Here is a 23,646-nt window from a genome sequence, read left to right on the forward strand (position 1 = left end):
AGGGGTTATTGGCTCTGGGCCTGAGGGGCGACAGGCAGGAACCAGGTATTGGCAATCTGCCGGTGAATATCCGCCACTTCCAGTTGCACGTTGTCGACGTACTCCTGAAGGCCGGATTCGAGCAGCTCGGGAATGTTGGCACTGCGCAGGCGACGGCGCACGCCGGTCACCGCCCGCAGGGCTTCATCACTGTTGGGCAACTTGTGCAGGCAGGATTCCAGCTCACCCAGGCTGTGGGACACCGAGCGCGGAAACATACCGTCCTGCAACAGAAAGGTCACCACATCCTCCGCGTTCACCCGGTCCTGCACATGCTGGCTGTACATCTGATAGGCGCTGAGCGAGCGCAATACGCTCATCCAGAGAATATTGTCGTAGGGCTCCAGTACATCTTCCTCACCGCTGAGGTGAGGCAACAGGTTCGCCGAGCCGGCATCGACAATGCGGGTGGTCATATCGGCCCGCTCCAGGTTGCGTCCGATGCGGATGAAGTCATAGGCGCTGTTGTGACTCATACAGCCCGCCAGCAGGCCGGTGAACTGCTGAATGCTGGCAATGACCGTATGCAGGACCCGGTTGCGCTCGCGCCGAGCCACCGACTTGGACAGATTGTCCTTCACCTCGAGATACAGGTTGTTGATCAGCTCCCAGGCTTCCATGGGAATGATTTCCCGGGTGATCCGCGCATTCTCCCGCGCCCAGCTCAGAGAGTTGAGCAGCGAGGCCGGGTTGTCCCGGTCCGACAGCATGAAGCGCACCACCGTGCGCTCATCGGCCTCCTCGGTATCGCCGCGATTGAAATAATCGCCGGTGCCACTGATTTTGATCAGCGAGCCCCACCCCACCCGGATGCCCCGGGGCAGATCCATCAGCAGGTGAGAGTTGACATTGACCAGGCGCGCGACGTTTTCGCTGCGCTCCATGTACCGGCTCATCCAGTAAATACGTTCTGCGACTCGTGACAACATCTTATTTGTCCCCCTCAACCACAATCCAGGTGTCTTTGCTGCCACCCCCCTGGGAGGAGTTCACCACAAAGGAGCCCTTGGTCATCGCCACCCGGGTCAGGCCTCCGGGAGTGACGTGGTGATCCCGCCCCTGAAGAATGAACGGCCGCAAATCGATATGCCGTGGCTCGGCGTTGCGCGGTGTCACCACCGGCGCAGTCGACAGGGACATCAACGGCTGCGCCATATAATTGCGCGGATTGGCCTTGATCTTCTGGGCGAAGGCTTCCCGCTCTTTCTTGCTCGCCTGGGGCCCCATCAACATGCCGTAACCGCCGGACTCGTTGGCCGGCTTGACCACCAGCTTGTCGAGGTTGGCCAACACATAGTCCCGATCCTTTTTATCGTTGCACAGGTAGCTGGGCACATTGGGCAGGATCGGGTCTTCGTCCAGGTAGTATTTGATCATCTTGGGCACATAGGTATAGACCAGCTTGTCATCCGCTACCCCCGCCCCGGGGGCATTGGCCAGGGCGACATTGCCCTTGAGCCAGGCGCGCATCAGCCCCGGCACACCCAGCACCGAGTCGGGATTGAACATCTCCGGGTCGAGGAACAGATCGTCGATCCGCCGGTAAATCACATCCACCCGGGCCAGACCATTGATGGTACGCATGTACACCATATCGTCTTCCACCACTAGGTCGCTCCCCTCCACCAGCTCCACGCCCATCTGTTGGGCCAGATAGGAGTGCTCAAAATAGGCGGAGTTGTAGATGCCCGGGGTGAGCACCACCACTTCGGGAAATTCCATGGGACGCGGCGAAATCGCCGCGAGGGTATCGAACAACTGGTTGGGGTATTCGGTCACCGGCAGAATGGTGTGGTTTTCAAACAGCTCCGGCAGCACCCGCTTGGTGACCTTGCGATTCTCCAGCATGTAGGACACGCCCGAGGGAACCCTCAGGTTGTCTTCCAGGACGTAAAACTGCCCTTTCTCGTCGCGAATCAGGTCGGTGCCGCAGATATGCGCCCAGACCCCAAACGCCGGCTTCATGCCAATGCACTCCGGCCGGAAGTTTTTGGAATCCGCCAACAGCTCTTCCGGAAAGACACCGTCCTTGATGATCTTGCGCTCGTTGTAGACATCGTCAATAAAGCAGTTGAGTGCCTTGAGGCGCTGGATCAGGCCGCGCTCGGTTTTCTCCCACTCGCGCTGGGAAATCACCCGGGGAATGATGTCGAAGGGCCAGTCGCGGTCAATATTGCCCGCGTCGCTGTAGACGGTGAAGGAGATCCCCATGGTCTTGATCGCCAACTCGGCGGAGAGCTTGCGCTCCTGAAGCTCCTCGCCGCTGAGGGAAGCGAGGTAGTTGGCCAGATGGCGGGCCGCTTTGCGCGGGTTGCCGGGGGAGCTGATCAGTTCGTCGTAGAAGTCGCCACAGGCGTATTCGCGCCAGTCAATCTGCATAGTTGGGTCCCTACCGCTGCATGAGAGGCACCTCAAAAGGAACCAGACCACCCTCTGAGGCGCTGATCAGGCGACAATAGCATTTTAACGCTCGAACGCCAAGGTTCAAAGCGTAGAGCACAGTTGCCCACCAAAACAAGATAAGCTAAAAGACCCCTCCATATGTGTTCACTAACAGCTGTGAGCACACCCAAACAATGACCTGAGATAAGTTAATTGCGACAATATAGGAGTTAATTAACATAAGCCATACATCGGCTACCACAACACCAGATAGCTAACAACCAGAAAGAACAAGGAAACAGAAAACGCCAGCCCCCTCATTCCCTTGTTTGAAACACTAACTGTCACTCCCCTCAAAACTATAGGCAGCCCCAGGATATAATCTCTGATAACTAAAAGACTCGCCAAAAACATTAAAAATGAAAAAACCTTTACCATAAATGGATCAGAACTACAAATGATCAAATGAACGTAGAAGACTATACTTACAAAACAAATAAAAAATAGAATAAACTTTTCAATAAAATTAAACCTCTGACAAATAAAGAAATTTTTTCCTTTCGTCAGAAACAGAAGCCACTGCATTGAACATGTATTCTCGTCCATCCTCACAAGACAGAAAAAGAAACTGATCATTCGGATAAAAGGCAATCTTCTTCCCCACGATATTATCAAAGCACGCCTTTGAGTCCCAACGAAAAATTTCTCCCGAGGTAAACTCAAACATCATTGCCTCTGGAGGATTCAACTTCTCAAAAAAGCTTATCTGATTACTCTTGAAATCTATAACATTATCTCCAATGGAAATTATTACCAATACACCGTTATTTAGAATAAAAAACAATCTTCTACCATCGAACTGATAATCCAACAGAGCTTGACCATTAATCAACTTCAACTCAGGTATCGAAGTATTCTTCACAGCGGAAGAAAATGAACTATAGGCTTTAGGATATATTTCCGGCTTTACTTTAAGAGTCTTTAACATAAAATTCTACCAATATTTATCATTCTTAGAAGAACGGTGTCCTCCCGTCCATTTTCCAGTTCGTGGGTTTTTAAATGCAGACTGAACCTCACCATTTGAATCCACGCCTGACCACTTCTCCGTATAACCTTGACCTCTAAGTCCAGGATCTTTAGTTCTTCCTTCATACTCAACTTCGTCCAGTGGATTCACCTCCCCGACCGCACCTTCAAGGCTATCGTATTCTTCCTCAACCTCTCCGCCTTCATTAAACATCCCATTGATCGCCGCAACCATTCCAACCTTATGTCCTGTTAGGTTATAAATGGCAACCGACATCAAATTATCTTGGGCGTTCTGCATCCCCCGAACAAAGGCCTGTGCTACCTCTCTCTGAGCAGCGGCCGACTGGCACCATATATTACATTGTGCGGTAACCTCGCCGTCATACTCTACAGACGTCATTCCCGTTGGATCAGTGTATCTAAGAGGATCATTATGCACATAAGCATAAAGATTCATCTGGTCCTCATACCCAATCGGATCGGTCTGCAAGAACCGCCCTATCTGCGGATCATAGGCCCGAGCCCGGTAATGATACAAGCCCACTTCGGGTAACCACATCTGACCGGTATACCCAAACCGGGACACGTTCCCGCCTCCGGCCACCCCGAAGGCATCATAGGTATTGATCGACACGACCGCGCCAGAGCTATTGGTCTGAGCGACCACCGATCCCTGATGATCTATATGATAGAACTTTCGGTTACTGGTTCCAAGAACGCTGCCTTCGAACACCGCCACCGGCGCCAGGCGATTCATAGTCGGGATGTACCGACGCTTGACCGTGGTGCCTTCGTACTCGGCGATGACATGCTCCCCGCTGTACAGAAACAACACCGTCTTGTTGGTATCGTAGGACTGGACCTTATAGAGTCGCCCTAACGGGTCATAGGTCAATCTTGCATTATAGGTCCCTGTAGAGCTGGTCAGCCGATTGTCTTCGTCATACGCATAGGTGGTAATGCCATCGGTCTTATAATTGCCCTTTTCATCATACTGGACGGTATTGCCGTTGATCTCCGTGTACTGATTCAGACCGTTGGGCTGATAATCTCCCACCAGCCCTACCTTACCCTTGTGAAAGAACCGGTCGTTCGAGAGCTGCTTCCCAATAATCTGGTTTGCCGAGTTATAGGAGAAATCCGTAGAGGCATCATTCAGACTTCCCGAGTAGTTCTGTTGATGACGCTTCGGCCGGCCAATGTCGTCGTAAGTTGTTGATCTAAAAGCGAATAAGACTGAAACCTTGTCACTACTGGATCTAAAAGTCAGGGGCTCGCATAAGTGCAGAATGAAACGGGAGTTATAAAGGGCGCAAAGGGAGTTGGACACTGATCAAAAAATAATCCCTCCGTCCCCTTTAATTCAGGGGTCCCCTATTACGTGTCCTCTTCTTCCGGATCCATATACAAATCGAAAATCACATCAATGCCGTGCGGCTCTATTAGCTTAACAAGGTTCGATGAAAAAACTGCCCCACCTTGCCCATTATCTGAGCTAAGCCTACAAAATATATCTACATCAACTTTATTTTTTATAGTAGACAATTGCTCCTGTTTAGCATCAAGAATTTTTAGAATTTTTCTAATATGAGATTCTAAAGAAACTTTTATTTCGGGGTCCAGCTCCCAGGCCCAATATGAAAACTCTCTCTTCTTTGCACCTCTAGAAAACGTCTCTCCCATTGAAAATCCGCTGGTAGGATCACCTAAAACCTTCTTCAACTCACCAAGTGTAAGTTCCTTGGAGGAAATCCGCAAAGTCGCTTTTAACTCCAACATTATTAAGTATCCTCTATGTTACCTATACTATCGCCAAGGCCACCACTTTCTGTCTGCGGGAAAACTTCACCGCAATCATTACAGACTTCGACGTCTGGATTTCCTTCAAGTTTACCTTTCTGCTTAATTTCCTCAATTCTATTTTTTGCTTCCTTAGTTTTAATTCCGTGCTCTTGGCCTATTTTCCCAGGCTTATTGCTTGTATCTCCTCCGCAAGAAGGGCAATCACCAACCTCCGCCTGCCCTTGACCTTTGTTTTCAGTAGAACTGGAATCAGATGATTCATTAAAAATACTGCTAACGGCATTAGCTACAGCGTTTGCTGCCGAAACCCCTTTCTTAACGCCACTAGCTACTGCTTTTCGACAGCCTGGACTCTTCGAGCAAGCTTTCGCTCCTATTGAAATTCCGGCACCAATACACGCCCCACCGCAGGCCGCCTTGCCAGTTGGGTCTGTAAAATTCAATGGATCATTATGCACATAAGCATAAAGATTCATCTGATCTTCATACCCAATCGGATCCGTCTGCAAGAACCGCCCTATCTGCGGATCATAGGCCCGAGCCCGGTAGTGATACAAGCCCACTTCGGGTAACCACATCTGACCGGTATACCCAAACCGGGACACGTTCCCGCCTCCGGCCACTCCAAACGCATCATAGGTATTGATCGACACCACCGCGCCAGAGCTATTGGTCTGGGCGACCACCGACCCCTGATGATCTATATGATAGAACTTTCGGTTACTGGTTCCAAGAACGCTGCCTTCAAACACCGCCACCGGCGCCAGCCGATTCATAGTCGGGATGTACCGACGTTTGACCGTGGTGCCTTCGTACTCGGCGATGACATGCTCACCGCTGTACAGAAACAACACCGTCTTGTTGGTATCGTAGGACTGGACCTTATAGAGTCGCCCTAACGGGTCATAGGTCAATCTTGCATTATAGGTCCCAGTAGAGTTGGTCAGCCGATTGTCTTCGTCATACGCGTAGGTGGTAATGCCATCGGTCTTGTAATTGCCCTTTTGATCATACTGGACGGTATTGCCGTTGATCTCCGTGTACTGATTCAGACCGTTGGGCTGATAATCTCCCACCAGCCCCACATTACCCTTGTGAAAGAACCGGTCATTCGAAAGCTGCTTCCCTATAAACTGGTTTGCCGGATTATAGGAGAAATCCGTAGAGGCGTCATACAGACTTCCCGAGTAGTTCTGTTGATGACGCTTCGGTCGGCCAATGTCGTCGTAAGTTTTTGATCTAACAGCGAATAAGACTGAAACCTTGTCACTACTGGATCCAAAAGTCAGGGGCTCGCATAAATGCAGAATGAAACGGGAGTTTTAAAGGGCGCAAAGGCAGTTGGACACTGATCAAAAAATAATCCCTCCCACCCACCTTTAATGCTGCTGCCTCTTAGCTTTTTCCTCCATGAGTTTCTCGAAAATTTTACCCTCTTTACTTCGACGAGCAAAGTAAAGAGAAGAGATCAATATTACGCCTCCCAGAAAAAGCATAACCTCGGCAGGCTCCTTACCTTGCTCATAGATAAAAAATTGCAGAGTAGAGTTCATCCACGCTGGGAAAAATATAGCAAAGGGAATCAAAAGCACACAGAATAATATAAACGTTGCTCCGGATAGAGCGGCTAGCAAAGCGCCTCTCAACCTACTTTGGTAAAGGGTCGCTACAACACCAAAGTATAACCTTGCGCCACAGTAACATATTACTAGACACCCTAGACTTCCTAAAAAAAATAGCATTGCAGACATAATAACACTCTTCAATAATTTTGCTGAGTGCAAACAATAAAATGACCTGTACATCCAAATTGATCAACTAAACTCTTGCCTGTCTCTTGCTGACCATTCTCAGCAGAACCTAAGTCGTCATTGCCTCTCCTTATATATATTGTAAGCATATCCGAGCTTGATGCAGCCCTCTCAGCCGCCCCCATTATAGCGCCTTCAACTAATGCTCCCGCAGCCAGACCTGAGCGCGTAACGGTACCACCCACGCCGACCCTATAACCAATTACTGGATAAGTAAATGATCGTGACAATTGCCCCGCGACAACTCTCCCTGCTCCCGTTCCTAATGCACCTGCCAATGTAGTCCAAGGATCGACCTTTTTGAAATCAGACCAATCCAAATTTCGAAACCCCTTCCTTGAACCCTCAACGAATGCTCCGCCCAATGACTGCCCCAGAACGGAAGCCGCCGCCCCGCCAAATAGTGTACCCGTTGCACCCGATTTCCAAGGGGTAACTAGGCCAACTGCCCCACCGGCCAAAGCACCAGCAGCTGCACCTTTCCAGTCTCCACCACTCGCTATAAATCCGCCAAAACCTCCGGCAAACGCTCCGTAAATACCCCCTACAACTTGAATTGCCATTTCTCCAGTTGGATCGATGTAACTCAGCGGATCATTATGCACATAAGCATAAAGATTCATCTGGTCCTCATACCCAATCGGATCGGTCTGCAAGAACCGCCCTATCTGCGGATCATAGGCCCGAGCCCGGTAATGATACAAGCCCACTTCGGGTAACCACATCTGACCGGTATACCCAAACCGGGACACGTTCCCGCCTCCGGCCACCCCGAAGGCATCATAGGTATTGATCGACACGACCGCGCCAGAGCTATTGGTCTGAGCGACCACCGATCCCTGATGATCTATATGATAGAACTTTCGGTTACTGGTTCCAAGAACGCTGCCTTCGAACACCGCCACCGGCGCCAGGCGATTCATAGTCGGGATGTACCGACGCTTGACCGTGGTGCCTTCGTACTCGGCGATGACATGCTCCCCGCTGTACAGAAACAACACCGTCTTGTTGGTATCGTAGGACTGGACCTTATAGAGTCGCCCTAACGGGTCATAGGTCAATCTTGCATTATAGGTCCCTGTAGAGTTGGTCAGCCGATTGTCTTCGTCATACGCATAGGTGGTAATGCCATCGGTCTTATAATTGCCCTTTTCATCATACTGGACGGTATTGCCGTTGATCTCCGTGTACTGATTCAGACCGTTGGGCTGATAATCTCCCACCAGCCCCACATTACCCTTGTGAAAGAACCGGTCATTCGAAAGCTGCTTCCCTATAATTTGGTTTGCCGGGTTATAGGAGAAATCCGTAGAGGCATCATACAGACTTCCCGAGTAGTTCTGCTGATGACGCTTCGGTCGGCCAATGTCGTCGTAAGTTGTTGATCTAACAGCGCCTCCCGAAGTGGTTTCGGTGAAAGGCCGACCAAATAGGTCATCGTCATACGACAATAGCGTTCCCGACCCAACTTTGATTGAATCCAAGCGATCAAGCTCATTGTAACCATAGGTAATGACCGTGCTATTGCCAGGGAACTTTAGCGTTCTGAAATTTCCATTTTTGTCAAAATCAGTGACCACAGGAGATCCTGTTACGAGCGTGTTCCGCTCTTCACTTAGCTCACCAAAGCCATTGTACGACCTGATTACACCACTGCCACTCCGGGAGGCAAATTTGGCATAAGTCATGTTTCCCATCAGATCGTAATCGTAGTAGACATCTCTTGTCGTACTGTCAGGCACATTTTTGAAGGTTACCCGGTTAAGATTGTCATAGCTGTAATAGATGGTTTTTCCATCTCGCCGACGAAGCAGCCTTCTGTTACCGTTCGCATCGTAGTCGTAACGCTCGAAATCCGTACTATTGGATCGCGCCGGAGCCAACTTGTCGGGATAGAATGTATGCGTCCTTCTCTCGTAATTGTCGTAGTCATACTCGGTAAAGTTACGATTTGCATCATAAACGCCCATCAGAAGGCGACCGTTGTACACGTACTCGGCATAGATCTGCTCTAAGGGCGTTCCAACGGCGCGATGCTCCTCAACGACATTATCCAAAGTATCGTATTCGTAACGGGTAATTCTATCCTTCCCAAAGCTTCCCTCCGAATCCTGATCACAGGCTAACGAAGGTAGGCTTGAAATCGAAAATTGAGACGCATTCATCCTGACGGCACGGCACTTCAACCGTCCCTTGTTATCGTAGGAATACTGCGTTACTTGACGTAAAGTTCCGCTGTGTGAAGCGACTCTTTCTGTGAGTTTTCGACCAAACCCGTCGTAAGAAAAATAAATCTGCTTTTCCAGGACGAAGCCTGACCAGCTCACCGGATTAACCAGTTCATTCTGCCACGAAGAAAGGTAACCATACTCCGACTTAACAAGCAGCCCTTTATTATTATAACTGTATCGCCTTGCCGGAAAGTTTCCAGAACCAGACTCTGGACTTATTTCACCCGTTAATCGGCCTGCAACGTCATAACGGAATGCATTCAGGTGACTCACATAGTTTTGCGACGCATAGATCCCGTCAGAAAACAGAGCTCCCCAGATCAGAAGGACTATGAGAACAATATTCAGATTGTTCCGGACACTACGATAAGATCCCAGACTGTTCATCATCACACTCCTTGCGGGCAGCTTGTTGAAACACCGTTAGGAGAGATCTCTCCAATCCGATTCCCATACTGGTCATACTGGTAGCAAGTGATTCTCGACTCGCCATCGCTGGTTACTTTTACAGACTTCAAATGCAGATTATTGGCGGTGCCATCCTGAGGACCATAGTCATACTCGGTAACCACCTCATCTGAGGCGCCCATTGCGCACCCAGATGATGTCGTGGATGATAATTTGCAGCGAGACTCCTTCCAGAGCAACCACAACGGTCGGTCCGCCTTGGCTACCGAGGATCCGCTCTTCTTATAGTAGGCATAGTACTGTTTATACTCGTATCTGACTTTCGCTCGAACTCCCAACCTATCCGCAGGGTACGTAACGGTCGACACTTCTCCCGACCCGGAATGATAGGTGAAATTGGTCACATTTCCTCTTTGATCCTTAACCCACTCCGGTTTATTGCAGTATTTCCTGTTCGATGCGGAGCAGCTGGACGGATACTTCGCCACCACCTCGGAATCAGGGTATATCACTTTTTCGAGATTTCCTCGGTTATCATACTGAAACTGTCTTTCAGGACCGGCACCGGAAATTGGGTCGTGGCGGGTTATAAAGTTCCTGAATGAGCTTTCGTAATAGTAAGTCCCTGTTTTTGGATTGGTCACTGTGATCAGCGAACCAGGAATCATTATGGAGGGCTCTACTTTAAGAGTACCCGTATATGAGGAACTTTGATTGATCATCCGACCGGGCGGTAACTGCTGACTGTATTGCGATTCACCAAACTGAGTCTCCGACTGAGAAACCCGGCCTACACTGGTGTCCAGCCGCCAAAAATCAAATGATGTCTTAATACCACCGCCTCCAGTCACTATACTCTCTGAAGTGAACACGTTTTCGTATTCGTATTCCCGAACGTAGTTCGAAGACGCTGGCCCTTTAATCCGTTTCAACCGCGGAGACCACTTCTGCTTCTCGGCCCATGGATAGGGGCCAACATAGGAGCCATCTTTGATCATCACATCCTGAGACTCGAAATGGTACTCGGTTGCCTGCCCCCCAGAATCAGTCACTTTGAAGATAGAGCTACCCAGGAATATGGCCTGGGGCATTCCACCGGGCCACTCAAATTCCGCCTTGGGCCAACTATTTGAGAATGAACAGTTGGCTGTCGTCTGCGTTTGGCAGTAATCAACCGCCAGATTTACACCATAAACGTACTTAGGGTTTCTTCCAGACCACGTGCTGGAGGCGGCTTGGGATATTTGCGCATCCGGATGGATAGAGGACCTGATTGCCTTCTTCTCTGAACTCAAGTCTCTCGTATCGTTTACATAGTGATATTTCAAAGCATAGCCAGTGTTTGTCGTCACGCCGCCCAGCGAGCTGATATAGTATGTCAAACCATTAGGCTGGATCACTTCTCTCAAAGGTCCTCCGCTGGCGGCTGATGATCCGGATCGAGCATACTTCAACTCAGTCCCGTCGGGCTTTCTCCAAACGAGATACTGACCACTGGATTCAAGGGTTAATGAGTTTCTTTTGTCGCCCAGCGCCTGATAGGTGTAGTTTGAGGAAACATTATGGGCGTTGGCATTAAATAAGCCACTAACCATCACCTTGAAATCCTCTGATCCCATGGGACCGCTGACCCTCATCACTTTGAATATCGGATAAGTAACGCCGCCATACTGGATACTCCTTCCCACCTCCTCATATCTCGCAGAACCAGAGTAATTATCGTGGTAGCCGTACCAACCCTGAAATGAAAATTCATTAGTAAAGTTGGACACACTGTGACTCAACCCTCTATCACCACCAATTGCTACAGTGTTCAACGAAGAAACCACTTGGCCCGTCGCAACATTTACACCATTTTTATCCACAACCTCCACGTCAGGTGGTGCGATACGACTATCTTGTATTGCATAAACCTGACTGAACATTATCAACAGTAAGGGGATAATGATTGCTCTGATTAACTTATTCATTTCAATTCCCTTTTAGAAGTAGGCTTTCGAGCTGCACGATGTTGCCGAGCAGGCCTGAATCCAGACAGGAGCTTCATTCGGACCACTTGTATAATAGGTTGTTTGATTTACATCATTTATCACTGGGTACTGCTCATTCGATAGTTTTAGGTTATAGTGTGTAGCACCAGGAACAACAGACCAGGTTATCGTGTAACCACCGCCAGTATGCGTGTAGTAATTTAGGGATCCAGGTGGCGGAATAACTTCTTCCTCATAGAGATCACAAGGGTCTGTTATTTGTGAGCTATCGGTAACGACCGTACGATTACCTGCTTCGTCGTAACAGTAACCACTTTTCGTTGTCCCGTTTGCGCTCACAAGAGTCAATCGTCCCAATTCGTCATACTGATACCCTAAATCAACCGCTCCACCTGAGGATGTTCGGTTAACCTGGACCGACTTCACCGTCGTGTACGCACAGTTCCCCGCGTAGCCCAGCGTCTGACTATCACACAGTCTTAACCTATAGCCATAGGTTCCATTCGATTTCGTCACCAGCATTGATCCGGACGACGGAGCCCCACCTTCCGACGAAATAATAGTGGATGTTCCGTCGCTATTCAGCTCCACCATAAATACATAGAACCTTGAGTTTGACGAGTAAGAGACCTGAAATGACCCATTAGTACTCGTCGACGGACTAACCGAGAAGCTTATCGCGTAAGCGGAACCAGACGCGACTGACAAATACACAAATAGAAAGATCGGGCGCAGGAAATAGCGCCACTCTTTTATCCCTGCCATCAATTCCATAACACTTGCTCCTTCACCCTTTTTTAAGATTGATTAGCACATCATGAGCCAGCTTCGGTTCGTAGCTTCTGTTGTACAGAAGAGGATAATTCCTCCTGCCCGGAACCGGAAAGTCGTTCAACCACGTGTATTCATCGGAGATGCCCCATAAATTGACCAGACCAATATGGCTACGGTACTTCAGGAACAACGAGAAAAGATCCGCATACCGTCCAGACAACCTGATTTCCGTTTCCATGGATAAATCATCGCCGTAGTATGAGCTTTCACTTGGCGATTCATTGATAGGGTTACCACTTATCACTGGAAGAACATCAATATCCAACTCCGATATGTAAATTCGGTACCCGCGCCCAGAGAAGTCCTTCAAAGCCTCTTCAATATCCTTTAGTGATGGGTAATCCAGGTGATAATGCCCCTGCATTCCGATAGCATCGACCAATCGACCTCCGGAGTTGATTTCATCAAGAACTTCCAGAACTTTGGTACGCTTTGATTTTTTCCAAAGGTTATAATCGTTGTACACCAGAATGGCATTTTTATCGGACTTCCTAGCCTCTTCAAATGCTATCGAGAGATAATCCGAACCTATCGTTTGATACCATAGATTCTTCACCCACAGCCCGTTGTCATCAATAGCCTCATTCACAACATCCCAAGAGTGGACTCTTCCTGAATACCGGTTCACCAGCGTTGAGATGTGATTTCTCATTCTTTTGATTAACGTTGACTTGGTTACCGGGCTAGAAACTGAGGAAGACTCCCGGTACACCCCCTCGGGAAGCTGAGAGTGCCAAATTAGCGGATGCCCGTAGATATGCATTCCGTACCTCTCCCCTAGCTGGACTAGATGATCTGAATAAACCCAGCTCCACCGATCTTCCGAGGGGTGAATATTCTCCCACTTGAAAATATTTGCTGAGGAGATTGAGCTGAATTGATCCTTCAGAATTTTGATCGCCGGGTGGTCTTTTATTGCAAGATGCTCCGCGTCAATCATGGAGCCAATCATGAAATCATCTTTATAGACCGTTTTAAGACCCGTTATGTCCCCGTTGGAAATCGATTGTGGAGAATAGAGACCGAGAACCGAAAGGGCTCCTAACGATTTAAGAAACGTTCTTCTTGTAGGCATAGCACGGCATCCTTGCGTTAAGGAAGTTTTACCAACGATACATTGTCAATCAGAATATTGGCGTCTAGATTTTCCGGAAACGAAAAATGTATTGGGGTTCGTACGATGTCCTGTTCTGAATAGAACTCAAGGACCACCTCCTGCCACTCGCCCATCAAATAGACCCGTTTGTTTTTTATGGATTGGTAGTTACCGTTTTCGATACCTACCCCCACTACGGTTCCTCGAGGCCCCCTTACCCACAGGGCATATCGATAGATAGTGAGGGGAATGACGTCGACCGCGTCCTGAAACACCTGAATATCCCAAGGGCTACCTTCAGAAGCTTGATGAATATCGACGCGTAAGGAGTAGCTCTCCTCTTTCAGGCCATTCTTCACAACTGAGAAGTGAGCACCTGCACCATTTTTAACGTCGGTGGTCCACCGCGCGAGGCTTCCTTCCTGGTCAAGAGGATAATCGAATACAAGCTTCCAAGGGTCATCCGCCGTAGGAGGCACCAGTTCAAAGGGAGCGACAGAACCGACTAAAGGGCCATCTGAAGAGTCAGAGCACGCTGTTAGTACATTCACGAGGAAGAGCGTAAACACTGTAATTGTTATTGTTTTACAAAAATCTAAGTCCATATGTCGCCCACTTTTCCTATGGGTGGTCTCATACCGTTCTGTTACATCCTGACCGGCAATATTATTGTGCGGCGAACTCTGGCGCCGATATTTTTATTTTGTAGTTGTTACATTGACAATATCAAGATAATTTACAATTAGTGCGCCATATAGCAACAAAAATCCACAAAACCTCAGATTAGCGAAATTTTTGCCCTACAATAAGGTATTTGTTCAGAATAATCTTTGGCTCATTAATTGTTATTTCTTAAGCCGATTCCGCTCCAAAAGATTACTTGGGTGGGTCAACCACCAAAGCTGAACTGTTGTTCACCCGGAACCAGCCCGCGATGCTGTGGCGTTCACGCAGTGCGGGGCGGACTTCGTGCGGGAACACTTCGCTGAGGAAAATCACCAGCTTGCCGTATTCGGGACGGACGCACTCCAGCTCTGACTCACCGTCTTCGGCGTAAATCACCAGCTCGCCACCGTCATTCGATTGCCATTGGGGGTTGAGATAAAAGACCGTGGACAGCACCCGGTTGGACTGCCCCTTGAACGCATCCAGGTGCTTCTTGTAAAAGGCGCCGGGCGGGTAGCTGGCGAAGTGGGCTTCGTAATCAAACAGCCCGAGAAACAGGCGGCGGTTGAGCCCCTGGCGCAGTTGCTCCATCCAATCGAGAAAACCGCCGGCGCCCTCGCTTTGCCCCTGCAACCAACAGATTTGGTCCGAGCGCACAAACCGGTTAACCTGAAAGTCGTCCTGACGGCCAATACCCGCCGGTTTGAACTCCGCACTGTCGAGCTGCTTGAGTTCAATAAACAGCCGATCCACCAGTGCCGGGGGGACAGCGGCGGGTATTACCGCATAGCCTCGGGTTTCCAGTTGCTCGGCGATATAATCCAGCGTGTCGCCGTCGGAGGGGCCCCGGGGCGGTAGGGGTTGGGTGCTCAATCGTGGTCCTGCCTTTACGTTCCGGGGCGCCACGGAACCGGCGCCGTCAGACGGCTATATACCGTAAATTAACGCGGAATACACGCTTTTCAATCGCAAACCCGGCAATTTTATGAAGCACTCATGGCTCGCCGCCTTAAAGGCCCACTACACCGGCTCTCTGGAGCAGGGCTTTCGCCAGTTTCGGCTGGGGGTTTCGCTGTTTTTTCTGGGAATGGTAGGGCTCTATATCGCCAACACCCTGCTGAAACCCTCCATAGAACAGGAGCTGGTTGTGCTGGGGAGTCTGTTGGTGGGTGGAGCGGGCTTCATCTGGGCCATGATGGCCCACCTGCGGATGCTGATCGGGCGACTGATCCGGTTTTTCAGCCGGTAGGTAGAAAGATCAGCCCCCAGCGATGGCGTCCGGGCTCAGTTGTCCGAGCCCGGCTTGGGAGCAAAATTGCTGTAGGGGAACTGGGTGACCTTCTCGCCCTTGAATTCACTGATTTTGCCCGCGCCTTCCTTTTCCACCTCATCGATACGGACGATGGCGTGCATGGGAATATAGGAGCGCTTGACCCCGGCGAATTCGTTTTTGAGCTTCTCTTCCGACGGGTCGACCACCAACTGGCTGCGCTCACCGAAAACGAACTCTTCCACTTCGATAAAGCCGTACATTTCGCTTTGATAGATGGCGCAGGCAAAGACCTCATAGACCTGGCCCTGATTGACGAAAATGACTTTGTAGACGGGTTTTGCGGCCATAGAACTGCTCGGGTTTTCCAGACAAATCGAAAGGGCGCGAAGAATAGCACAAATCCCGTGCTGAATAGACCCATTTTGTGGGTAAATTTTGATCAATCTATGGGATTTCAGGCCCAAGATCGCTATAATGCGCGACCTCGAATTTGACCATTTTTTAACCAGGTTGTTGCCATGACCACCGAGCACAGCACCCCGACGCCGAAAAAACTCTATATCAAGACCCACGGCTGTCAGATGAACGAGTACGATTCCGCCCGCATGCGCGACCTGCTGGGCGAATCGCACCAGATGGTGGCCACGGAAAATCCGGAAGAAGCGGACGTGATCCTGATCAACACCTGCTCCATCCGGGAGAAGGCCCAGGAGAAGCTGTTCCACGAACTGGGCCGCTGGAAGTCACTGAAAGACGCCAAACCGGACCTCAAGATCGGCGTGGGCGGCTGTGTGGCCAGCCAGGAAGGGGAAGCCATCTCCAAGCGGGCGCCCTTCGTGGACATGATTTTTGGCCCCCAGACCCTGCACCGCCTGCCGGAAATGATCGAGACCCCGCGCGGCGACAGTGCCGTGGTGGACATCAGTTTCCCGGAAATCGAGAAGTTCGATCACCTGCCCCAGCCGGAGTCCGACGGAGTCAGTGCCTTCGTCTCCATCATGGAAGGCTGCTCCAAATACTGCACCTTCTGCGTGGTGCCCTACACCCGGGGCGAGGAAGTCAGCCGCCCGGTCACCGATGTTCTCGCCGAAATCGTGCACCTGGCCGGTCAGGGCGTGCGCGAGATCAACCTGCTGGGCCAGAACGTCAACGCCTACCGGGGCGAAAACAGTGATGGCACCGTGGTCGATCTGGCCGAGCTGATCACCTACGTCGCCGCGATCGACGGTATCGACCGCATCCGTTTCACCACCTCTCACCCGGTGGAGTTCAGCGACTCGCTGATCGATGTCTACAACGAGGTGCCGGAGCTGGTCAGCCACGTTCACCTGCCGGTACAGAGCGGTTCGGACCGGATTCTGATGGCCATGAAGCGCGGCCACACCGCCCTGGAGTACAAGTCCAAGCTGCGCCGCCTGAAGGCCAACCGCCCGAACATCAGCTTCTCCTCGGACTTCATCATCGGCTTCCCGGGAGAAACCGACGCGGACTTCGAGGCCACCATGAAGCTGATTCATGATATTGGCTTTGATACCTCCTTCAGTTTCATCTACAGCCCCCGCCCGGGCACCCCGGCGTCGGATCTGCCGGACGAGACGCCCATGGAAGTGAAGAAAGAGCGTCTGAAAATTCTGCAGACCCGTATTACCCAGCAGGCCCAGGACATCAGTCGCAAGATGGTGGGCAACACCGAGCGGGTGTTGGTGAGCGGTTATTCCAGGAAGGACCCGGGCCAGTTGTCCGGGCGTACGGAGAACAACCGGGTGGTGAATTTCCGCTGCGATGACCCGGCGTTGATCGGCAAGTTTGCGGATATTCTGATTGAAGAGGCATTGCCGAATTCGCTGCGCGGGACCTTGTTGAGTTCCGAACTGGATCAGGATTGGGCGGCTTGATACTTCGTAAGAGACTAGTAACTCCGTAGGAAGTCCGGGCGCGCTACCGGGTAACCTCTTCTCAAAACGCGGTGAATACATCCCTGTAGCTCCCTCGCTTCATCCCTGAAGCGAGGGTTTGAGAGGAGGTTCCCCGGCACCGCGCCCTCCAAGGAAGATTCGTGGCTCAGGGCTTACGTAGGGCATAGAGCGCGTATTTACCTCGGAGGCCTTGATATCGGGTGGGTTGTTTCGGAACCCTCTCTTCAGGGATGAAGAGAGGGAGCTACAGGGACGTATTTATCGCGTTTCCGAAACAACCCACCCGATAGCAAGGCCGGAACATCTACAAGGCTCCAGGTTAGCAAGAGCTCCTTATAACCCAAGGTTTGCAAAACTACCCGGCCTAAGAAACAAACAGCCGAAGGTTTGCCTTTTCGCCGTCATTTTTATGGTTTAGGCTTAAAGTAAGTCCATATACAGGAGAACGACACCTCATTGAATAGTCACGCAGTAACCAGCCCCGACGCCGTCACCCATCGGGTGACCCTGGAACCCGACGACAACCGCCGTCTCGCCAGCCTCTGTGGTCAGTTCGACCAGCACCTGCGCCAGATTGAAGAGCGCCTCAATATCCAGATTCGCAACCGCGGCAACCAGTTCGCGCTGACCGGTGATGCCCAGACCACCGAGACCGCCGCCGAACTGCTCAAAAGCCTCTACCGCGAAACCAATACGGCGGAGCTCACCCCTGACGAAATTCACCTTGCCCTGCAAACCTCCGGTATTGAGGAGCTTATGGACCGACTGAACGACCGCGTGACCGACGAGGGTGCCGCTGAATCCGGTACCGGTGGTGATCAGGCCTCCGGCGGCATGACGCTGATTCGCACCAAAAAGTGCACCATCAAGCCGCGAGGCGGCAATCAGCAGCGCTATGTGAAAGCCATCCAGGCCAATGACATCAACTTCGGCACGGGACCGGCCGGCACCGGTAAAACCTACCTGGCGGTTGCCTGCGCGGTGGAAGCCCTGCTCAAAGACGAAGTCGAGCGGATTCTGCTGGTGCGCCCGGCTGTGGAAGCCGGCGAGAAGCTCGGCTTTCTGCCCGGCGACCTGGCCCAGAAGGTGGACCCCTACCTGCGCCCGCTGTACGACGCCCTGTTTGAAATGCTGGGCTTTGAAACCGTCGGCAAGCTGATCGAGCGCAACGTGATCGAAGTGGCTCCACTGGCCTACATGCGCGGCCGGACCCTGAGCAACGCCTTTGTGATTCTGGACGAAAGCCAGAACACCACCCGGGAACAGATGAAAATGTTTCTGACCCGGATCGGCTTTGGCTCCACCGCCGTCATCACCGGCGACCCCAGCCAGATCGATCTGCCCAAAGGGCAGAAATCCGGGTTGCGGCACGCCGTTGAGGTGCTGTCGAACGTCAATGGCATCAGCTTTACCCACTTTACCGCCAAGGACGTGGTACGCCACCCGCTGGTTCAGCGTATCGTGGAAGCCTACGACGCCTTCGACGAGAGCAACCCGGACGACTGACGTGCCCCTGACCATGGATATCGCCGTCGCCTCTGAGGACGACGGCCTCCCCTCTTTCGAGCTGATCGAACGCTGGATTGGCGCGGCGCTTACCGCCGGCGCCCATCCGCCCCGACCGGACGCTGAAATCAGTGTGTGCATCGTGGACGAGGCCGAAAGCCAGGCCCTGAACCACCGCTATCGGGGCAAGGACAAACCGACCAACGTCCTGTCTTTTCCGGCGGACCTGCCCCCGGAGCTGGATTTACCCCTGCTCGGCGATCTGGTGGTCTGCGCCCCGGTGGTGGCGCGGGAAGCGCAGGAGCAAGGCAAAAGCCCCGAGGCCCACTGGGCCCACATGCTTGTGCACGGGACCTTGCATTTGCTAGGTTATGATCATATTGATCCGTGGGAAGCCGACCAGATGGAAAGTCTGGAAACCCGGATTCTGACTCGGTTAAACTATCCGGCGCCTTATGATGAGGCTCCCATACCCGGCGCAAGCCAACCAACAGGACAGATTCAAACCCATGAACGATGACCCTCCGAGTAGCAGCCTTCAGCCACGCTACTCCGATAAAGCCGACCGATCGGACAAAACCGAGCGCGCCGACCGGTCCTGGTTGCACAAGTTGATGCAGGCCTTCAATGGTGAACCGCAGTCCCGCGAAGAGCTGCTGGAAATCATCAAAGAAGCCGCCAACAACAAACTGCTCGACCAGGAGGCACTGAGTATCATCGAGGGGGCTCTGGACGTCTCGCTCCTTCAGGCGCGGGAGCTGATGATTCCCCGCTCCCAGATCGTCGCCATCCGTATCGACGAGACCCCCAAAGAGTTTCTGCCCAAGATCATCGAGTCCGGCCACTCCCGCTTCCCGGTGATTGGCGAGAGCTTCGATGACATCAAAGGCATCCTGCTGGCCAAAGATCTGCTGCGCATGATGCTCGAAGAGAACACCGACTTCAGTCTGGAGTCGATCCTGCGCCCGGCCAACATCATTCCCGAAAGCAAGCGGGTGAACGTCCTTCTGCGGGAATTCCGGGAAAAACGCTACCACATGGCCCTGGTCATCGATGAATACGGCGGTATCGCCGGGCTGCTGACCATTGAAGACATTCTCGAGGAAATCGTCGGCGACATCGAAGACGAAACCGACGAGGAAGTCAGCGACGAGTTCATCAAGCGGGTCAGCGATACCGACTTTATCGTCAAGGCCCTGACCCCCATCGACGACTTCAACGACTACTTCGATGCGGGCCTGAGCGAAGAGGACTTCGACACCATCGGCGGCATTCTGATGCAGGAGTTCGGGCACCTGCCCAAGCGCAACGAAGTCGCCACCATCGACAACTTCCAGTTCCGGGTGCTGTACGCGGACAACCGCCAGATCCATCTGGTGCGGCTGACCCTGATCGAATAATCCCATGAGTCAACTGCGAGCGGCGCTGGCGCGCCTACCGGGCTGGGCGGCCTGGCTGCTGTGTGCGGCGGCCGGCGCGCTGGTCCCCCTGAGCTTTGCACCGTTTGACCTCTGGCCACTGGCGCCCATCGGCCTGGTGGCCTTTGCCCTGCTGCTGGATCAACAGGGCGGCCGTACCGCCTGGTGGCGAGCCTGGGCCTTTGGCATCGGCCTCTACGGGGTTGGGGTGTCCTGGATTTTCATCAGCATCCACAGTTTCGGCAACGCTTCGGCCTCACTGGCGGCGGTCATGACCGGGCTCTTTGTGCTGTTTGTCGCGCTGGTCTTCAGCCTGCCGTTTTACCTCTACGGCCGCTGGTTCGGCCAACACTCCCTTGGTCCCCTACTCGCCTTCCCCGCGCTCTACCTATTGGGTGAGTGGCTGCGCGGCTGGCTGCTGACCGGCTTCCCCTGGCTGTACCTCGGCTATGGCCACCTGGATACCTGGCTGGCCGGCTGGGCTCCGGTGACCGGCGTCCTGGGGCTCAGCCTGATCCTGGCACTGACCGCCAGCATCATCGCCCAATGGCTCCTGCGCCCTTCCTGCCCACGCACTCAAATCGCTGCCACTCTGTTGGTGTTTGGCCTTTGGCCCACCGGTTGGGGGCTCGGCCAGATTGAGTGGACCCACCCCCAGGGAGAACCGGTCACCGTCGGCATGATCCAGCCCAACATCCCCCAGGACCGCAAATGGGACCCGACATTTTTTGAACCCACCCTGGAGCGGCTCGATGGTCTGAGCGAAGACCTGTGGGACAACGACTGGCTGATCTGGCCCGAAGCGGCCATTCCCCGGGTGTACCACCAGATGCTGCCCTATCTCGAAACGCTCAATGAGCGCGCCGAGGAGACGGAAACCGGCTTTATCACCGGAATCATTTTCGATGAGCGGCGCAAGGGTGAGTACTACAACAGCGTGGTCGGGCTCGGTCCGGCGCTGGGGATTTACCACAAGCGCCGCCTTGTGCCCTTTGGTGAGTATGTACCGCTGGAGGACTGGTTGCGCGGGCTGATCGACTTCTTTGACCTGCCCACCTCCATCATCAGTCGTGGCCCCTGGGAGCAAAGCGGTTTGCAGATTGGCAGCGTGGGTATCTCCGCATCCGTCTGTTACGAGGTCGTGTACCCGGACCTGGTGGCCCGCAGTGCGCGGGACCGGCAGGTGCTGTTAACCATCAGCAATGACGGCTGGTTTGCCGACTCCATCGGCCCGCTACAGCATATGCAGATGGCCCGGATGCGGGCCCTGGAAACCGGGCGCCCAATGATTCGGGCCACCAATAATGGTATCAGCGCCTTTGTGGATCATCGCGGTCAGATTGAAAAGCGGGCCGAGCAGTTTGTGCAGACGAATCTGGAGGGGAGTGTGCAACCCCGAACCGGCATAACGCCGTTTATGGGGTGGGGGAGTTGGCCGGTGGTTGTCCTATGCGGAATGATTTTGGTGTTATTGCGAGCGTTTCCGCGGCGGTGAGTTTGGGTTACGGCTTGCCGCACCCACTCAAGGTATTGATCGGAATCTTGAAATACCGGGTGCCGTTGTCCTCCGCCGGCGGGAACTGGCCCGCCCGGACATTCAACTGCACCGACGGCAGAATCAGGCGCGGCATATCCAGCGTCGCATCGCGCGCCTCGCGCATCTTCACAAACTCCTCCTCACTGATGCCCTCACCCACATGGATATTGCCCTTGCGCTGGGCACCCACGGTGGTCTCGCACTGGTGGTCGCGCTCCTCCCCCGGGTAATCGTGGCACATGAACATCCGGTATTCATCGGGAAACTGCAGTAACTGTTTCACCGAACGGTACATCCGGCGCGCGTCACCGCCCGGAAAATCACAGCGGGCGGTGCCCCGATCCGGCATAAACAGGGTGTCGCCGACGAAAATCGCATCGCCAATGCGCCAGGCCATATCCGCCGGGGTGTGGCCGGGAGTGTAGATCACCGCCCCCTCCAGATCGCCAAAGGTGAAGGTCTCGCCTTCGGCAAACAGCTTATCGAACTGACTGCCATCGGGCAGAAATTCTTTCTCGAAGTTGAAGATCTTGCGGAAAATTTCCTGCACCTGAACGATCTGATCGCCAATGGCCAGCTTGCCGCCGACCTGCTCGCGCACAAAGGGCGCGGCGGAGAGGTGGTCGGCGTGGGCGTGGGTTTCGAATATCCAGTCGACCGTCAGGTTTTTGTCGCGCACAAAGTCTACCAGCCTCTGGGCGCCCTGGGTGCTGGTCTGACCGGCCTTGGGGTCGTAGTCCAGCACCGGGTCGATCACCGCGGCGTGCCCCCCCTCGTGGTCGTAGACCACATAGCTGAAGGTCTCGGTGTCCGGATCGAGAAAGGGTTCGACCAAAGGGTGTTTGGGCATGGGGCCTCCGATATTGAAACTCAGGCCTCGGCCTGCTCGGGCATCAACCCCGGGCAATAGATGGACTGCAGCACCCGGATCACCCGCATGGCCTTGTCCCCCGCCAGGCGGTAATACACCGTCTGGGACTCCTTGCGGGTCGCCACCAGGCCCGCCCGGCGCAGGTTGGCCAGATGCTGGGACAGGGCCGACTGGCTGAGGGGAATGTGCTCATTCAGCTCCCCCACGGACATCTCCCCGGCCCCCAGGGTGCACAGCACCATCAACCGGTGTTCGTTGCTCATCTGCTTGAGCAGGTTGGCCGCGTCGCGACTGTGGGCCTGCATCTCTTCCAGGCCGGCGTTGAATGCGTTCATCTCAAGTTCCCGAACCGGTCGTTACGATACGCCCACTACACCGCAAAACCTCCGGATTGTCAATATTTCTAATTTAGATACATCTAAATTAGAAAATTAATCGATTTTGTGATGACAGCATCCCCACCATCGGCTATATTTATTAGAACAATCTAATTTACTGCTGGCCAGCAGAAGTTGCTTCAACCGGAGAGTACCCCAAAGGCAGAGGACCGACTTAGCCACTTATCGCCAGTTGAGGCGAACCACGGGTTTTAACCCGATCAATCAATGAGGAAACCACTATGAGCCTTGAACGTGCTGTTACCGCCTTCGCCGGTTTTATGGTCCTGCTGTCCGTCGCCCTGACCTACTGGGTTCACCCCGGTTTTGTCTGGCTGACGGTCTTTGTGGGTGCGAATCTGTTTCAGCAGTCCTTCACGGGGTTCTGTCCGGCAGCGTCGTTTATGCGTAAGGTGTTCGGACTGAAAACCGAGGCGGAACTGGCGAGGTTGTAA

21 protein-coding genes are annotated in these 23,646 nt (G+C 52.8%); 7 read left to right on the top strand and 14 right to left on the bottom strand.

The window, feature by feature from the left end; genetic code table 11:
- Positions 1 to 5: 5 nt before the first annotated feature.
- The 11 genes from OOT55_RS07850 to OOT55_RS07900 all read right to left on the bottom strand — a co-directional run bounded on the left by OOT55_RS07850 (position 6) and on the right by OOT55_RS07900 (position 15,166).
- Positions 6 to 968, bottom strand: a complete 963-nt coding sequence (locus OOT55_RS07850) for an alpha-E domain-containing protein (RefSeq protein ID WP_024460698.1) — start codon at positions 966 to 968, stop codon at positions 6 to 8.
- A gap of 1 nt (position 969) precedes the next feature.
- Positions 970 to 2,418 carry a circularly permuted type 2 ATP-grasp protein gene (locus tag OOT55_RS07855; RefSeq protein WP_024460699.1) on the bottom strand — a complete coding sequence of 483 codons (1,449 nt, stop codon included), beginning with the start codon at positions 2,416 to 2,418 and terminating at the stop codon, positions 970 to 972.
- Positions 2,419 to 2,947: 529 nt separating this feature from the next.
- A complete protein-coding gene (locus OOT55_RS07860; RefSeq protein WP_265368544.1) occupies positions 2,948 to 3,409 on the bottom strand; it encodes a hypothetical protein in 462 nt (153 codons plus the stop codon).
- A 6-nt stretch (positions 3,410 to 3,415) separates the two neighbouring features.
- Positions 3,416 to 4,510, bottom strand: a complete 1,095-nt coding sequence (locus OOT55_RS07865; protein WP_265368545.1) for an RHS repeat-associated core domain-containing protein — start codon at positions 4,508 to 4,510, stop codon at positions 3,416 to 3,418.
- A gap of 320 nt (positions 4,511 to 4,830) precedes the next feature.
- A complete protein-coding gene (locus tag OOT55_RS07870; protein WP_265368546.1) occupies positions 4,831 to 5,232 on the bottom strand; it encodes a DUF4279 domain-containing protein in 402 nt (133 codons plus the stop codon).
- Positions 5,233 to 5,234: 2 nt separating this feature from the next.
- On the bottom strand, positions 5,235 to 6,332 hold the full coding sequence (locus OOT55_RS07875; protein ID WP_265368547.1) for an RHS repeat domain-containing protein: 1,098 nt from the start codon (positions 6,330 to 6,332) through the stop codon (positions 5,235 to 5,237).
- Positions 6,333 to 7,018: 686 nt separating this feature from the next.
- Positions 7,019 to 9,688: an RHS repeat-associated core domain-containing protein gene (locus OOT55_RS07880; RefSeq protein ID WP_265368548.1), complete on the bottom strand. Its 2,670-nt coding sequence runs from the start codon at positions 9,686 to 9,688 to the stop codon at positions 7,019 to 7,021.
- Entirely contained in the window at positions 9,688 to 11,676 is a 1,989-nt protein-coding gene (locus OOT55_RS07885) for a hypothetical protein (protein ID WP_265368549.1), read from the bottom strand. Before OOT55_RS07885 ends, OOT55_RS07880 begins: the two co-directional genes overlap by 1 nt.
- Before the next feature lie 808 nt (positions 11,677 to 12,484).
- Positions 12,485 to 13,606, bottom strand: coding sequence for an endo-1,4-beta-xylanase (locus tag OOT55_RS07890; RefSeq protein WP_265368550.1), 1,122 nt, complete (start codon positions 13,604 to 13,606; stop codon positions 12,485 to 12,487).
- Positions 13,607 to 13,623: 17 nt separating this feature from the next.
- Complete coding sequence (locus OOT55_RS07895; protein WP_265368551.1) at positions 13,624 to 14,232, bottom strand: carbohydrate binding domain-containing protein; 609 nt, start codon at positions 14,230 to 14,232, stop codon at positions 13,624 to 13,626.
- Positions 14,233 to 14,503: 271 nt separating this feature from the next.
- The gene (locus tag OOT55_RS07900; RefSeq protein WP_265368552.1) at positions 14,504 to 15,166 is read right to left on the bottom strand and encodes a 2OG-Fe(II) oxygenase; all 663 of its coding nucleotides are present in this window, start codon (positions 15,164 to 15,166) and stop codon (positions 14,504 to 14,506) included.
- Positions 15,167 to 15,278: 112 nt separating this feature from the next.
- Here OOT55_RS07900 and OOT55_RS07905 point away from each other — a divergent pair, with 112 nt between their 5' ends.
- Positions 15,279 to 15,542 (top strand): hypothetical protein, encoded by a 264-nt coding sequence (locus OOT55_RS07905; protein WP_265368553.1) that lies wholly within the window; start codon positions 15,279 to 15,281, stop codon positions 15,540 to 15,542.
- Between the two features lie 35 nt (positions 15,543 to 15,577).
- On the opposite strand, the gene OOT55_RS07910 is transcribed toward OOT55_RS07905, so the two are convergent.
- Positions 15,578 to 15,913 carry a DUF1820 family protein gene (locus OOT55_RS07910; protein WP_024460702.1) on the bottom strand — a complete coding sequence of 112 codons (336 nt, stop codon included), beginning with the start codon at positions 15,911 to 15,913 and terminating at the stop codon, positions 15,578 to 15,580.
- A gap of 171 nt (positions 15,914 to 16,084) precedes the next feature.
- Here OOT55_RS07910 and miaB point away from each other — a divergent pair, with 171 nt between their 5' ends.
- From miaB to lnt, 5 genes are all read left to right on the top strand, one after another.
- Complete coding sequence (gene miaB / locus OOT55_RS07915) at positions 16,085 to 17,461, top strand: tRNA (N6-isopentenyl adenosine(37)-C2)-methylthiotransferase MiaB (RefSeq protein WP_265368554.1); 1,377 nt, start codon at positions 16,085 to 16,087, stop codon at positions 17,459 to 17,461.
- Positions 17,462 to 17,938: 477 nt separating this feature from the next.
- The gene (locus OOT55_RS07920; RefSeq protein WP_265368555.1) at positions 17,939 to 18,988 is read left to right on the top strand and encodes a PhoH family protein; all 1,050 of its coding nucleotides are present in this window, start codon (positions 17,939 to 17,941) and stop codon (positions 18,986 to 18,988) included.
- A 13-nt stretch (positions 18,989 to 19,001) separates the two neighbouring features.
- Positions 19,002 to 19,508, top strand: a complete 507-nt coding sequence (ybeY, locus tag OOT55_RS07925; RefSeq protein WP_265368805.1) for an rRNA maturation RNase YbeY — start codon at positions 19,002 to 19,004, stop codon at positions 19,506 to 19,508.
- Positions 19,498 to 20,388, top strand: a complete 891-nt coding sequence (locus tag OOT55_RS07930) for an HlyC/CorC family transporter (RefSeq protein ID WP_416140980.1) — start codon at positions 19,498 to 19,500, stop codon at positions 20,386 to 20,388. Before ybeY ends, OOT55_RS07930 begins: the two co-directional genes overlap by 11 nt.
- A gap of 4 nt (positions 20,389 to 20,392) precedes the next feature.
- Complete coding sequence (lnt, locus tag OOT55_RS07935; protein ID WP_265368556.1) at positions 20,393 to 21,901, top strand: apolipoprotein N-acyltransferase; 1,509 nt, start codon at positions 20,393 to 20,395, stop codon at positions 21,899 to 21,901.
- Positions 21,902 to 21,908: 7 nt separating this feature from the next.
- Here lnt and OOT55_RS07940 read toward each other — a convergent pair whose 3' ends face one another.
- Positions 21,909 to 22,793, bottom strand: a complete 885-nt coding sequence (locus OOT55_RS07940) for an MBL fold metallo-hydrolase (RefSeq protein WP_265368557.1) — start codon at positions 22,791 to 22,793, stop codon at positions 21,909 to 21,911.
- A gap of 20 nt (positions 22,794 to 22,813) precedes the next feature.
- Positions 22,814 to 23,149, bottom strand: a complete 336-nt coding sequence (locus OOT55_RS07945; RefSeq protein ID WP_265368558.1) for an ArsR/SmtB family transcription factor — start codon at positions 23,147 to 23,149, stop codon at positions 22,814 to 22,816.
- Positions 23,150 to 23,433: 284 nt separating this feature from the next.
- Between OOT55_RS07945 and OOT55_RS07950 the strand changes: the two genes are divergently transcribed.
- Complete coding sequence (locus OOT55_RS07950; RefSeq protein WP_024460709.1) at positions 23,434 to 23,646, top strand: DUF2892 domain-containing protein; 213 nt, start codon at positions 23,434 to 23,436, stop codon at positions 23,644 to 23,646.

The organism is Marinimicrobium sp. C6131 (assembly GCF_026153455.1).
GTDB lineage: Bacteria > Pseudomonadota > Gammaproteobacteria > Pseudomonadales > Cellvibrionaceae > Marinimicrobium.